Source organism: Mucilaginibacter sp. SJ (assembly GCF_028993635.1).
GTDB lineage: Bacteria > Bacteroidota > Bacteroidia > Sphingobacteriales > Sphingobacteriaceae > Mucilaginibacter.
In genome coordinates, this window is sequence record NZ_CP118631.1 from 1,558,655 (window position 1) to 1,571,157 (window position 12,503).

Consider the following 12,503-nt stretch of genomic DNA (forward strand, 5'->3'; position numbering starts at 1 on the left):
CCGGGGGCGTTCTTTTTTGCTCAATAATCGCCAAACAATTTCTATTGGTATTGCTTAATGTGATAAGTAATAAAATATGAAATATTCTGAATGGAAAACGCTTAGTGCCGATGAGCGTAAAAGTATTGGCTTGCACCGTCATCCACACATACGCACTGCTACCCTTTTTGCCATAGTTTTTGCAATAACATTTATTATTGTAGTGCTTGGCATAAGTAAAAACAGCACAATTCATCTTAACCGCAAACCAACTGCGAAGGAAGCTTTTACCATGGCCAAATTATTTGTAAAGGAAGAGCTAAAACAACCTCAAAAAGCAGTTTTTCCTAACAACAGTTTTAAATCGGTTATTGATACAACAGCCAATAGCTACCAGGTACAATCAACGGTGAAAGTCGAGAACGATAGTGGCAAAATGGAACAATCAGCCTGGAAAGTTGAAATGTTGTACACTGATGGTGACTGGGCCGAGAAAAATAGCTGGCAAGTTAAAAATATAGACATTGTCCCTCAGCCATAAAACAAACCTATTAACAGTAATCATAAAAAAGGAGCAGTTATAAAACTGCCCCCGGTAGTTAATTAATCATCAATAAATTTAGTGAACAGTATCACGCAGGGCTTTAATCTCGTCATGAGCATCAAGCAGCTCACTTTCCTGTTGACTGATCGTTTCGCGCAGGTAGGCTGGTAAATTTTCATCTTCAAGCGCGGTACGGTATGCTTTTAAAATGGCATCTTCACCAAATTCGCATTCCTCCAGTACATTATGGGTATCATGCCCGGTAAACGCGGCTTTAACGTCAAGCCAGGCCCTGTGTATTTTGCCGCTGGTGGTTGTACCGGTTTCAATGTCTTTTCCAAAAGCACTAACCTCTGTACCCAAAGCAAGTCTGTAACCCTGGCTTTGGCCAATAAATCTTGTGAAAAGCGATTTCAGATCGGTGTCACCATCCTTCAAATCTTTTGAGGCGCGTTGATAGCCCTCAATCCTGTCATTGTTGATCTGTATCAGATCATTTAAAATCTGTACTGTTGCTTGTGTATTTTCCATGATTAGATGTTTTTATATAATATCAACCCCTTTAAAATTAAATTGTTTAATTAATTATATAAAAATTAATCCATAATGAAATTAACTTTTACCTCTAAATAAAGAGATCAACCAAATAACAATAGCGATAACAATTATTACAGCTATAATACCGGTTACTGCCCCGGCCTTAAAAATATCGCCTATAACCGAGCACCCGCTCATTGTTAATAAGGCAAAAATGAATAATAGAAGGTGTGAATTTTTCATGGTTAATGTTTAATAGATAAAGTATGCTGATAGGTCCGTCCCCGGTTACTATTGATAAAAGAAACGCAATAATCAGGCCTTTTTAACATCAGGCTAACCGGAGGGAACCAATTTCAATAGCGGTATATTTAAGCTGATTAATTGTATAGGTATGTATACAATAATACCCCCCCGGTTGATAAATAAACTGTCGCTTTTAACCGGAATTTAATCGTCGAAATAATTTCTAAATATTCCGGGAATTTTAAAACCAAACACCGCCATTAATCGTTCATATACATAAGTTATAACCAATTAAACATATCAATAATTTATAGAAGGTTACATGTTTACACCGGCTGCCCTCAGCAGGGGGTGTGTTTATTATAAATAATTTATTAACCATTTATCTCAAACCACTATGATAATACAGGTACAACCAAACATTCAATGTGAAAACTGCATTAAATGCGGTAAAAGGCCTCATGTTGAAGAGCATAAAAAATATTGGGTACTTACATGCCCTAACAAGAGCTGCAAAAATTTTGTAAAAGCGCTCACCATCGACTTTGCCACCTGGAACCGGCTTAACAAAAAGGCCAATGAAATACCGGCTACAACTGAAACCTTAAAACGCACCGCTTAATTACAGGAGAAGGATCGTAAATCCCATAAATCCACAAAATTTTTTTTTGGCTTTAACTCAGATGAGTACATTTACGCGCTACTCTACTGGTTAAGCTATGACAAATGCACTTCTATCAATAAATAAAGCGACTGTACGTTTTTTAAACACAACATTATTTACCGGCTTAAGCTTTAGTATAAAAAAAGGCGAAAGCTGGGCCCTTATCGGCGAAAGCGGATCGGGTAAAAGTGCCCTGCTACAAACCATAGCCGGGCGTTTTAATATCACAGGCGGTGAAATAGATTATCATTTCTGGAATGATTACTCCAAATTTTTCAGAGCCGGTGATATTGCCACGCCACATAAGCTTATAGCCCTGGTTGAGCCTAAACATCATTTCCGCAATCTTTCAAACACCACTGATTTCTACTACCAGCAACGCTATAATTCTTCCGATTCGGAAGATGCGCTTACCGTTGCAGATTATCTTAATACGATACCACATTTTCCAGGCACCCATACATCCTGGACATTTGAAAGAGTAGTTTCATTATTACGGCTCGAACCACTGCTCAATAAACAGATCATTAAACTATCAAACGGCGAAACCAAACGCCTGATGCTGGCAGCCGCCCTGCTTAAAAATCCGGTACTATTAATGCTCGACAGCCCCCTAACCGGCCTGGATGTAAAAACCCGCGAAGAATTTAATGGTATTATTGAGCAAATCATGGCATCAGGTGTTAACATGATAATGGCCACCTCTATCCATGAAATCCCAACAGCTATTACCCATGTGGCCGTGTTAAGCAAAGGGGTTATTATACACGAAAGTCAAAAACAGGATTTTAAAGCAGAACTTTTTGAGCAGGATAAAAGCGATACGATTGATACCAATGAATTGAATGCCTTACTCAACATCGATAAAAACCCTGCCACTTATAACCACATTGTAAAAGTGGATAAGGTACACATTCAATATGGCGATAAGGTGGTGCTGGATGATGTAAACTGGCAGATTAACCCTGGAGAACATTGGGCTTTGCTGGGTCCTAACGGGGCCGGCAAGTCAACGTTGCTAAGCTTAATCAACGGAGATAATCCGCAGGCCTATGCTAACAACATTATTTTATTTGATAAAAAACGCGGGACAGGCGAAAGCATCTGGGACATCAAAAAAAAGATCGGCTTCGTATCGCCCGAGCTGCACCAGTATTTCCCTACCGATAACAGCTGTTTGCAGGTAATCGAGTCGGGTTATTACGATACCCTCGGCTTATTCAGGCCAAGCAATAAAGACCGTGCAGAAATTGCTTTACGGTGGATGAAGGCTTTGGAAATTGAAAAGTACGCCCGTGTATTACTCAAAAACATCCCGGCAAGTGCGCAACGCCTCTGTCTGCTGGCCCGGGCACTCATTAAAAACCCGGCACTGCTTATTTTTGATGAACCCTGCCAGGGAATGGACGATCATCAGCAACTCCACTTTAAAAACCTGGTTGATACCATTTGCAGCCTGGGTAATGTTACGCTTATTTATGTTACCCACTATCAGCATGAAATACCCAACAGTGTTGACAAGGTTTTGAGGTTGGATAAGGGAAAGGTAGTTTTTTAAGCTGAAAGCCAAAAGTTGAAAGCCGAAAGCGAAAAGCTAAAAGCTAAAGGAATAACAAGCTTTGGGCTTTCTGCTTTAGGCTTTACGCTTCCTTTCTATCTTTTTTGTCAATTATTTCACGGCCGCTAAAATCAAATTACCAACTTGCGTATATTTGCGTGATATGAATACAGCCGATCTGTTGCAGCGCGCGTTGCGGTTTGATTTTTTAACGCTTGAAGAAGGCGTTTACCTGTATAACAACGCCTCTACTGCCGAGTTGATGTACACCGCCAATGAGCTTCGTAAAATACAGGTTCCGCATGGCAAGGTTACCTGGCAAATTGACCGTAATGTTAACACTACCAATGTTTGTATAGCCAATTGCAAGTTTTGTAATTTCTTTCGCCGCCCCGGTCATGAGGAAAGTTATATTACTGATATTGAAACTTATAAAAAGAAGATCGAGGAAACATTTCGGTACGGCGGCGATCAACTGCTGTTACAGGGCGGGCATCACCCCGATCTTGGCTTAAAATTTTATACCGACCTGTTTCGCGAACTGAAACAGCTTTATCCGAAATTAAAATTGCATTCATTAGGTCCGCCGGAAATTGCACACGTTGCCAAATTGGAGAGCATGCCGCATATTGAGGTACTAAGAGCAATGAAGGAAGCAGGCCTGGATTCATTACCGGGTGCCGGTGCCGAGATCCTGAACGACCGCGTGCGCCGCCTGATATCAAAAGGCAAATGCGGCGGTAAGGAATGGCTTGATGTAATGCGTGCCGCTCACCAGCTTAACCTGCCAACATCCGCTACGATGATGTTTGGCCATATTGAAACTATTGAAGAGCGCTTTGAGCATTTGGTTTGGATCCGCGAAGTACAGGCCGAAAAACCTGAAGGTAACTATGGTTTTATAGCATTTATCCCCTGGCCTTTCCAGGATGATGGTACCCTCTTACGTAAAGTACGCGGTATCACCAATAATGTAACCGGCGATGAATATATCCGCATGATTGCATTGAGCCGTATCATGCTGCCCAACATTAAAAATATCCAGGCTTCGTGGCTTACTGTTGGTAAGCAGGTTGCTCAGCTGTGCCTACATGCAGGTGCAAACGATTTTGGCTCTATCATGATTGAAGAAAACGTTGTATCCGCAGCCGGTGCACCTCACAGGTTTACGGCTAAAGGTATCCAGGAATCCATAAAAGAAGCCGGCTTTGAGCCCCAGCTTCGTACCCAGAGATACGAGTGGCGCGAAATCCCCGTTGAAATTGAAGAACAGGTTATAAATTACTAAGTTACCAGTATGCAGTGGCAGTTTGCAGTTGAAACAAGATTAACTGCCAACTGCAAACTATCAACTGCCAACTGAACAAAATGGAACAATACATAGAGGCCCTAATTTTTGCATCAGAGCAGGCAATCCGGTTGGAGGAGATCATCTATTGCCTCCAGGCTGCTTTTGAGCGTGATTTTACCAGCGAAGAAGTAACCGATGCCATAGGCAGGATCCACGAAAAATATCAGCATCATAGTTTAGCTATTGAGCTGGTTAAAATTGGCAATGGCTATCAATTCCTTACTAAAAAGGAATATCACGCTGTTATTAACCTTTTGCAACTGCAGCGGTCAAAGAAAAAACTAAGCCAGGCGGCTTTGGAAACTCTGGCTATCATTGCCTACAAACAACCCGTAACTAAGCCCGATATAGAGCAGATCAGGGGTGTAAACTGCGATTATTCGATCCAAAAGTTACTCGAAAAAGAGCTAATAGCTATAATTGGCAAATCAGAAGGGCTTGGAAAACCTATCCTTTATGGTACAAGTGCTTTGTTTATGGACTATTTTGGCATTAACAGTATTGAGGAATTACCTCAACTTAAGGACTTTACAAACAATACCGCTACCATTGGCGAGCAATCAGAATAATTTTAATTTCTGTTTTAAAAAAAACCATTTTTCATTATTTTTACTATTGAATCAATAGGGTAAAAGATTTTAGAAACGCTTTTCTTTATCTGATTTTAATTATTATTATTGACAAAGTTTAATTTATAAAATCCATTACAATGGGAGCGCCAAAGAAACCGAACACTAAAAAGATCGAAAACTCAGATAATGATCCTGATGATGATGATGAGTTTGACCCAAAAGTGAAAAAGAAGGTAGTTGATGACGATGATGATGATTTTGACGGACCATTAGATGATGATCTGGGCAGGGGTTACGAGTCATTCGATGACGACGACGAAGACGACTATTAATTCTTTTTAATACATAACATTTTACAAAGCATTCAGACTATGCCTCTGGATGCTTTTTTTATTATCTACCGGTAGCGTACAATAAATGAAAGTAACAGAAGTAAAGGATAAAGCAACAAAAAAGGCTTTTTTAGATGTGGCCCGCATCATTTATAAAGATGACGATAACTGGGTTTGCCCGCTTGATAATGATATTGAAGCTGTATTTAACCCGGCAAAAAACAACTTTCATCAACATGGTAAATGTACCCGTTGGATCCTGACAGATGACAATGGCCATCTAATTGGCCGGGTTGCTGCTTTTATTAATGAAAAAAAAGCATACAATTACGAGCAGCCAACCGGCGGCATGGGTTTTTTTGAGTGTATTGATAACAAAGAAGCTGCCTTTCTTTTATTTGATACCGCCAAAAACTGGCTCAGGGAAAACGGCATGAAAGCCATGGACGGCCCCATCAACTTTGGCGAAAACGACAATTTCTGGGGTTTGCTGGTTGAGGGTTTCAGCCCTCCCTCCTATGGCATGAACTATAATCATCCGTATTACCAGGCCTTTTTTGATGAATACGGCTTTAAAACCCAGTACGCGCAGATCACTAACCATGTTGACGCACATAAACCTTTCCCCGAGCGGTTTACCAAAATAGCTAATTGGGTAGCCAAAAAGCCAGGGTACGATTTCAGGCATTTTGAAATAAAGAAAATAGAAAAATTCGCGGCTGACTTCATTGAGGTCTACAACGATGGATGGAAAGATTTTGAAAACTTCGTTCCCATTACATACGATACGATCATGGAAAGCTTCGAAAAAATGAAGCCCCTGATGGACGAAAAATTGATCTGGTTTGCTTATGTTGATGATGAACCGGCATCTTTTATGATCATTTTACCCGATGCTAACCAGATGCTTAAACCGCTAAACGGCAAACTTAACCTGATAGGTAAGCTCAAATTTTTATACTACCGTTGGAAAGGTGTATCCCGCATGCGGGCTATTGTGATGGGCACGAAACAAAAGTATCAAAAGCACGGCCTCGAGTCGGCAATGTTTATAAAATTAAAGGAATATGTATTGCCTCTCAAGCGTTATGATGAGCTTGAACTATCCTGGGTAGGCGATTTTAACGACAAAATGATAGCCATCCACGAAGCAGTTGGTGCTACATTTGGCAAAAAGCATTTAACAATGCGTTACATTTTTGATTAGCCCGGCCAAACCGGGCCACCAAATTATGCGGTTACTTTTGAATGTCGAAGTTCTTCAAATAGCTCAATTACTTTTTTCTGCAAATCAATTACTTCAGTTTCACGGTCCATCAAGCGTTTGTTAACGGTTTCCAGCTCGTTTACAAATTTTTGATCCTGCTCGGCATCATTAAATGTAAGCAACTGAACTACTGACATTTCAAACAGGTTTGCTATCTGCTCAAGCCTTGATAAATTAATATCTGTGATCCCTGTTTCAATCTTTGAGAAAGCAGGAATTGAAATATCCAGTCTCTTTGCAACATCCTCCTGGCTCCACCCCTTTTGATGACGTAATAATCTGATTTTTTTTCCGAGAGTTTTCATTTGGTTAAATTAATAGTGTAGGTTTCGCAAAAGTTAATTACTTTACAATAATATTTATTATCACGCTAATTATCAACTAATTTGCGTAAAATTTTATTTTAAAGTGTAGTTAATTATTGCGATTGGCAAATCCCTTAAATTAAAGCAAATAAATCATTCTAAAACATACCTGCTACACGGTATTTTTTTCGAGTAATTCAGACGCCGGATTTTCATCCCATTGTAATTTAGTGCGCAAAAAAGCGTAAAAAATTCTTCTTTTTAAAATTAAAATTTCACCTTTGTACTGTAATATTTTTTATTACAGATAAATGAACGGACAATTTCAAATAGCAACCCATGTATTAACCCTGCTCTGCAAACAGCCTGGCGAGCTATTATCGTCTGACTATGTTGCCGGCAGCATGAACGTAAACCCTGTTCTGGTACGTAAAGAAATGCGCAAACTACGCGCCTGCGGGCTTATTGAAAGCAAGGAAGGTAAAACAGGCGGTTATAGCCTTGCCCTCCCTCCGCAAAAAATAACTCTTGCTGATGTTTATAAAGCTGTAAAACTGCCGCCGGCTTTAGGCCAGGCTAAAAATAAACCCAACCCTGCCTGCCCTGTCGGCAAGCAAATTGGGGCGCATCTTGATCATTTGGCCGATGAGGTTGAAGCTGCCATTGTCAAAAAACTAAGTACCATAACCATTTTTGATTTTGTAAATCAATTTGATTAAAAAATTTTAAAACAAACTGTAACAAATTTAATTACAATATAAAAAACAAAAAACAATGAAAATCGCATTAATTGGAGCCACAGGTTTTGTAGGCAAAGCCGTTTTAAACGAAGCATTACAGCGCGGATACGAGGTAACCGCCATAGCCCGTAACCCGAAAACAGATATTGAAAACCCCAAATTAACACTCAAAACTACCGATGTATATAACGTTGATGAGTTAACCCAAGCGTTGAAAGGTCACGATGCTGTTGTAAACTCATTTAACGCCGGATGGGGTAATCCTAACCTGTACAATGATTTTATTAAAGGTTCTGAAGCGATACAGCAAGCGACTAAACAAGCCGGTGTAAAACGTTTATTAGTTGTTGGTGGTGCCGGTAGTCTTTACATTGCCCCGGGCGTACAATTAGTTGACAGTCCCCAATTTCCTGCCGAATGGAAAACGGGCGCCACAGCAGCACGCGATTACCTGAACATCATTAAAAAAGAAGAAGATTTAGACTGGACCTTCCTGAGCCCGGCTATTCACCTGCATCCCGGCACCCGCACAGGCGTATACCGCACCGGGACAGATGAGCCTGTGTTTAATGACAAACACGAGCACGAAATTTCAGTAGAAGACTTAGCAGTTGCTATTCTTGATGAACTGGAAAATAACCAGTTTGTGAAGAGAAGATTTACCGTGGGGTATTAATCAGAACCGTGATTTGCAGGATTTTAGGATTCCCCTGATAGAAAGTAAAAAGCTTATGAAGTTTTATTCTTCATAAGCTTTTCTTTTTGCTACAATAAATCAGGCCATCCTAAAATCCTACGAATCAAGGTTCATTTAATAAACTTAGCAGCCACCCATTCTTTATCTTTTTTATGGGTAATGTATTTCAGGCCATACTTGCGGGCTTCATCGGTAATGATATCCAGGTCGGGGGATTCATAGAAACCGCTGAAGTAGATCTCGCCATCGGTCTTTAACACTTCAGCATAACGCTGCATTTGGTCGATAAGGATGTTGCGGTTGATGTTGGCCAGGATGATATCATATTGCTCATTAGGAATAGCTTCTTTTGACCCGCAAAGCGGTTTGATATTACCCACACTATTCAAAGCCGAATTTTCGATAGTGCTTTCATAGCAAACCGGGTCGTAATCAATGGCAGTGATATCACCGGCACCTAATTTGGCGGCCATAATAGCAAGGATCCCCGTACCGCAACCCATATCAAGCACTTTTTTACCGGCAAATTCATTTTCAAGCATCAGCCCCAGCATCATAGCTGTGGTTTGATGGTGGCCTGTACCAAACGCCATTTTAGGGTCTATCACTATCTCGTATTGAAACTCGGGTTTAGGTTCATGAAAGGTTGCCCGCACATAAATCTTATCCCCTATCTCTATAGGTTCAAAATTACTTTCCCACACCTCGTTCCAGTTTTTCTGCGGAATGAGCGTTATCTCGTAACTAAAAGTGAACAGGTCTTTATAGGGTAATAATTGCTCATCAAGCGCCTGTTGGTCGAAAACATCTTCGGGAATATAAGCTTTAAAGCCAAGTTCAAGCTCTTCAAAAGTATCAAAACCTATCTCACCCAAAGCATTGATCAGCAGGTCTTGCTGGTAATCTTCGGTGGTGATGGTAGTAAAAAATAATTCGTAGTAATTCATTTTGATTTTTTTCGTTGTTAACCTCCACCAGAAATCCGGTCGGCCGGCAGAGAATTTAAGCTGCAACTGCAGGTTCAACCGGCTCGCTATCTGCGCTTGTCCTCTTCCTGTCGAGTAAATACAGTACAATAAAGTTAACAATCCAGTAAATAGCTTGTATTTCGGTCATATACCACCAAAAACTAAACAGGGGGCTATATCCATCTTCCGGCAACCATATAATATAGCTTAGGGCCCCGGCAAATAATATACAAACCAGGGCAATGCAAGCTCCGGCAATAAAGCGCGCCGAAGCTCCTTTATGTTTAACCCAATTCCAAAGTGGTATGATGATCAGGTACTGTGTGAGAATTCCATCTGCAAGCAATAAGGGCCAAAAAAGGCTGAAGTAGGCCATGAGGCTATACAGGTTACCGTTACCAATTTCGCCAATGCGCATAGGGTGATCGGGCATATTGAGATATACAACCGCCCAAAATACGCCAAAGTCGACCAAAACGGGTAAAAGAACTTTTAAAAGCTTCATGCTTCTCTTAGATTTGAGACGTGAGATATGAGATTTGAGAGTTTACTTTTTTGTAAACAGCACAAACCCTCTTTCTGTTTGAAATTAAGTTTGGGCATTTTCTCAGATCTCATATCTAAAATCTCATATCTAATAATTAATTAAATGTTTTAACGATATCTGTAAAGTCGCGCGATTTCAGGGAAGCACCACCGATAAGGCCGCCATCAATATCAGGCTGAGCAAACAGTTCGGCAGCATTGGTTGGGTTGCAGCTACCGCCGTATAAAATGGTAGTAGCATCGGCAACTTCCTGGCTATATTTAGCGGCAATTTCTTTACGGATGAACTCGTGAATTTCCTGAGCTTGTGCTGATGTAGCAGTTACACCTGTACCGATAGCCCAAACCGGTTCGTAAGCGATAACCAATTTAGCAAAAGCGTCAGCATCAAGGTGAAAGATGCCCTCAACCAACTGAGTTTTGATCACATCAAAATGTGTATTGGCTTCACGCTCCTGCAAAGTTTCGCCAATGCAGAAGATAGGGCGAAGATCATTTTTTAAAGCAGTATCTGTTTTTTTGGCAAGCAAAGCATTGGTTTCGCCAAAATACTGGCGGCGTTCTGAGTGGCCAAGGATCACATAAGCGGCACCGGTAGATTTAATCATCTTAGCAGAGATCTCACCTGTGTAAGCACCTTTTTCTTCCTGGTGGGCATTTTGCGCGCCAACAGCAATTTTGCTATAACCTTTTGACAATTGCACCAGGCTATGAATGTGGATGAACGGACTGCAGATCACTGCTTCCTGCGTGCCGGTAGCCTCATCTTTTACCATGTTGATGATCTCTGAAAATAAAGCTAAACCTTCATTGTAATCAAGGTTCATTTTCCAGTTTCCGGCAACGATTTTCTTTCTCATGATTTTATTATTTTATTTATTAGTGAATGGTGATTGGGTTGATTAGGTGAGTAGTTGCAAAGTTCGATTAAATGGTGATATTAAACCACTCACCTAATCAACCACTCACTAAAATCAAAACTGACGATACTCCTCGGTTAGTTCAAATATGGATGTTAATAAATTCTGTTCGGTTTCGTCAAAATCCCGGTGATCGCGACGATCGAACACTTTCTGCGCGGTTTCAAACATTTTATTGATCAAATAAACTTCAAAGCCCTGCGCGCCTCCCCATGAAAAGTCGGGCACAAAGTTACGCGGAAAACCTGCTCCGAAAACGTTGGCGCCTACCCCCACTACCGTACCGGTATTAAACATGGTATTGATCCCGCTTTTTGCATGATCGGCCATAATGAGGCCACAGAATTGGAGGCCAGTTTTACGGAAACGTTGTGTACTGTAATCCCAAAGTTTTACTTCTGCATAGTTATTTTTCAGGTTGGAATTGTTTGTATCAGCGCCGATATTACACCATTCGCCTAAAACCGAATTACCAAGATACCCTTCGTGGCCTTTTGACGAATATCCCCAGATCACCGAATTATTTATTTCGCCCCCAACCCGGCAATACGGTCCAACGGTGGTAGCACCATAAATCTTAGTTCCCATTTTTACCTGCGAATGTTCGCAGATGGCAAATGGCCCGCGGATATGGGTACCTTCCCAAATTTCGGTATTAGCCGAAAGGTAAATCGGTCCGTTAGTCGTGTTAAATGTCGAACATTCGGCAACAGCACCTTCTTCTGCAAAAAAATCGTCACCTATAACGATGTTGGTTGAACTGATAGCCGCGCTTGTCCGTCCTTTAGTAAGCAGTTGAAAATCTTTACGAAGCTCGATGTCATTCTTCCTGAAAATATCTTCGGGGTATTTGATCGATACAAAAAGGTTAGAATAATTTACCGCATCGCCAAAATCAGCATTAGCATCAAAGTTTTCCGCATCCGCGGCATTAAGTTTAACGGCTATTAGCTGATCATTGTATTTAAGCGCCTGACCTGTTTGCAGCTTATCAATCGCTTCAACCAGGTTTTCATCCGGACATACAGCGCCATTGATAAAAACGTTATCAGCCTCAATATTTACCGCGAATTTTACTTTAAGATAATCAAGCGTATGAAAAGAATAGGCGCTTTTTAAATGCCTGGCCCATTTTTCGGCAATGGTGAGTATCCCGATACGAAGATCGGCAACCGGCCGGGTATAGGTAAGCGGTAACAGCGTATGGTGTGCGTTATCGTCAAAAAGGATAATTGCCATGGCGCAAAAATAAAAAAAGTCCCGACTGCAAAGCCGGG

The 12,503-nt window shown here is 40.9% G+C and carries 15 protein-coding genes; 9 read left to right on the top strand and 6 right to left on the bottom strand.

Annotated features, from left to right (window positions below; genetic code table 11):
- Window positions 1-76: 76 nt before the first annotated feature.
- Complete coding sequence (locus MusilaSJ_RS06165; RefSeq protein ID WP_274989170.1) at window positions 77-520, top strand: hypothetical protein; 444 nt, start codon at window positions 77-79, stop codon at window positions 518-520.
- 78 nt (window positions 521-598) lie between these two features.
- On the opposite strand, the gene MusilaSJ_RS06170 is transcribed toward MusilaSJ_RS06165, so the two are convergent.
- Window positions 599-1,054, bottom strand: a complete 456-nt coding sequence (locus MusilaSJ_RS06170) for a PA2169 family four-helix-bundle protein (RefSeq protein WP_274989171.1) — start codon at window positions 1,052-1,054, stop codon at window positions 599-601.
- 649 nt (window positions 1,055-1,703) lie between these two features.
- On the opposite strand from MusilaSJ_RS06170, the gene MusilaSJ_RS06175 reads away from it, so the two are divergent.
- From MusilaSJ_RS06175 to MusilaSJ_RS06200, 6 genes are all read left to right on the top strand, one after another.
- Window positions 1,704-1,928 carry a hypothetical protein gene (locus MusilaSJ_RS06175; RefSeq protein WP_274989172.1) on the top strand — a complete coding sequence of 75 codons (225 nt, stop codon included), beginning with the start codon at window positions 1,704-1,706 and terminating at the stop codon, window positions 1,926-1,928.
- 97 nt (window positions 1,929-2,025) lie between these two features.
- Entirely contained in the window at window positions 2,026-3,528 is a 1,503-nt protein-coding gene (locus MusilaSJ_RS06180) for an ATP-binding cassette domain-containing protein (RefSeq protein ID WP_274989173.1), read from the top strand.
- Window positions 3,529-3,691: 163 nt separating this feature from the next.
- Window positions 3,692-4,816: a cyclic dehypoxanthinyl futalosine synthase gene (gene mqnC, locus MusilaSJ_RS06185; RefSeq protein ID WP_274989174.1), complete on the top strand. Its 1,125-nt coding sequence runs from the start codon at window positions 3,692-3,694 to the stop codon at window positions 4,814-4,816.
- 80 nt (window positions 4,817-4,896) lie between these two features.
- Window positions 4,897-5,448, top strand: coding sequence for an SMC-Scp complex subunit ScpB (gene scpB / locus MusilaSJ_RS06190; RefSeq protein ID WP_274989175.1), 552 nt, complete (start codon window positions 4,897-4,899; stop codon window positions 5,446-5,448).
- 140 nt (window positions 5,449-5,588) lie between these two features.
- Window positions 5,589-5,783 carry a hypothetical protein gene (locus tag MusilaSJ_RS06195; RefSeq protein ID WP_090524826.1) on the top strand — a complete coding sequence of 65 codons (195 nt, stop codon included), beginning with the start codon at window positions 5,589-5,591 and terminating at the stop codon, window positions 5,781-5,783.
- Window positions 5,784-5,868: 85 nt separating this feature from the next.
- Window positions 5,869-6,990 (top strand): GNAT family N-acetyltransferase, encoded by a 1,122-nt coding sequence (locus tag MusilaSJ_RS06200; protein ID WP_274989176.1) that lies wholly within the window; start codon window positions 5,869-5,871, stop codon window positions 6,988-6,990.
- A gap of 23 nt (window positions 6,991-7,013) precedes the next feature.
- On the opposite strand, the gene MusilaSJ_RS06205 is transcribed toward MusilaSJ_RS06200, so the two are convergent.
- Window positions 7,014-7,355, bottom strand: coding sequence for a type II toxin-antitoxin system RelB family anti-toxin (locus tag MusilaSJ_RS06205; RefSeq protein WP_274989177.1), 342 nt, complete (start codon window positions 7,353-7,355; stop codon window positions 7,014-7,016).
- A gap of 311 nt (window positions 7,356-7,666) precedes the next feature.
- On the opposite strand from MusilaSJ_RS06205, the gene MusilaSJ_RS06210 reads away from it, so the two are divergent.
- Window positions 7,667-8,074, top strand: a complete 408-nt coding sequence (locus MusilaSJ_RS06210; RefSeq protein WP_110584746.1) for an Rrf2 family transcriptional regulator — start codon at window positions 7,667-7,669, stop codon at window positions 8,072-8,074.
- Between the two features lie 55 nt (window positions 8,075-8,129).
- Window positions 8,130-8,771 carry an NAD(P)-dependent oxidoreductase gene (locus MusilaSJ_RS06215; RefSeq protein ID WP_274989178.1) on the top strand — a complete coding sequence of 214 codons (642 nt, stop codon included), beginning with the start codon at window positions 8,130-8,132 and terminating at the stop codon, window positions 8,769-8,771.
- Window positions 8,772-8,902: 131 nt separating this feature from the next.
- Here MusilaSJ_RS06215 and prmA read toward each other — a convergent pair whose 3' ends face one another.
- The 4 genes from prmA to MusilaSJ_RS06235 all read right to left on the bottom strand — a co-directional run bounded on the left by prmA (window position 8,903) and on the right by MusilaSJ_RS06235 (window position 12,465).
- Window positions 8,903-9,739, bottom strand: coding sequence for a 50S ribosomal protein L11 methyltransferase (prmA, locus tag MusilaSJ_RS06220; RefSeq protein ID WP_274989179.1), 837 nt, complete (start codon window positions 9,737-9,739; stop codon window positions 8,903-8,905).
- 55 nt (window positions 9,740-9,794) lie between these two features.
- Window positions 9,795-10,265 carry a hypothetical protein gene (locus tag MusilaSJ_RS06225; RefSeq protein WP_274989180.1) on the bottom strand — a complete coding sequence of 157 codons (471 nt, stop codon included), beginning with the start codon at window positions 10,263-10,265 and terminating at the stop codon, window positions 9,795-9,797.
- A gap of 136 nt (window positions 10,266-10,401) precedes the next feature.
- Window positions 10,402-11,166: a triose-phosphate isomerase gene (gene tpiA / locus MusilaSJ_RS06230; protein ID WP_274989181.1), complete on the bottom strand. Its 765-nt coding sequence runs from the start codon at window positions 11,164-11,166 to the stop codon at window positions 10,402-10,404.
- 114 nt (window positions 11,167-11,280) lie between these two features.
- On the bottom strand, window positions 11,281-12,465 hold the full coding sequence (locus MusilaSJ_RS06235; RefSeq protein WP_274989182.1) for a GlmU family protein: 1,185 nt from the start codon (window positions 12,463-12,465) through the stop codon (window positions 11,281-11,283).
- Window positions 12,466-12,503: the final 38 nt, after the last annotated feature.

Coding starts and splice junctions, on each gene's coding strand:
- MusilaSJ_RS06180 (WP_274989173.1), top strand. CDS start 2,026: ATGACAAATGCACTTCTATCAATAAATAAAGCGACTGTACGTTTTTTA.
- MusilaSJ_RS06170 (WP_274989171.1), bottom strand. CDS start 1,054: ATGGAAAATACACAAGCAACAGTACAGATTTTAAATGATCTGATACAG.
- MusilaSJ_RS06195 (WP_090524826.1), top strand. CDS start 5,589: ATGGGAGCGCCAAAGAAACCGAACACTAAAAAGATCGAAAACTCAGAT.
- MusilaSJ_RS06210 (WP_110584746.1), top strand. CDS start 7,667: ATGAACGGACAATTTCAAATAGCAACCCATGTATTAACCCTGCTCTGC.
- MusilaSJ_RS06215 (WP_274989178.1), top strand. CDS start 8,130: ATGAAAATCGCATTAATTGGAGCCACAGGTTTTGTAGGCAAAGCCGTT.
- scpB (WP_274989175.1), top strand. CDS start 4,897: ATGGAACAATACATAGAGGCCCTAATTTTTGCATCAGAGCAGGCAATC.
- MusilaSJ_RS06225 (WP_274989180.1), bottom strand. CDS start 10,265: ATGAAGCTTTTAAAAGTTCTTTTACCCGTTTTGGTCGACTTTGGCGTA.
- MusilaSJ_RS06200 (WP_274989176.1), top strand. CDS start 5,869: ATGAAAGTAACAGAAGTAAAGGATAAAGCAACAAAAAAGGCTTTTTTA.
- prmA (WP_274989179.1), bottom strand. CDS start 9,739: ATGAATTACTACGAATTATTTTTTACTACCATCACCACCGAAGATTAC.
- tpiA (WP_274989181.1), bottom strand. CDS start 11,166: ATGAGAAAGAAAATCGTTGCCGGAAACTGGAAAATGAACCTTGATTAC.
- MusilaSJ_RS06235 (WP_274989182.1), bottom strand. CDS start 12,465: ATGGCAATTATCCTTTTTGACGATAACGCACACCATACGCTGTTACCG.
- MusilaSJ_RS06205 (WP_274989177.1), bottom strand. CDS start 7,355: ATGAAAACTCTCGGAAAAAAAATCAGATTATTACGTCATCAAAAGGGG.
- MusilaSJ_RS06165 (WP_274989170.1), top strand. CDS start 77: ATGAAATATTCTGAATGGAAAACGCTTAGTGCCGATGAGCGTAAAAGT.
- mqnC (WP_274989174.1), top strand. CDS start 3,692: ATGAATACAGCCGATCTGTTGCAGCGCGCGTTGCGGTTTGATTTTTTA.
- MusilaSJ_RS06175 (WP_274989172.1), top strand. CDS start 1,704: ATGATAATACAGGTACAACCAAACATTCAATGTGAAAACTGCATTAAA.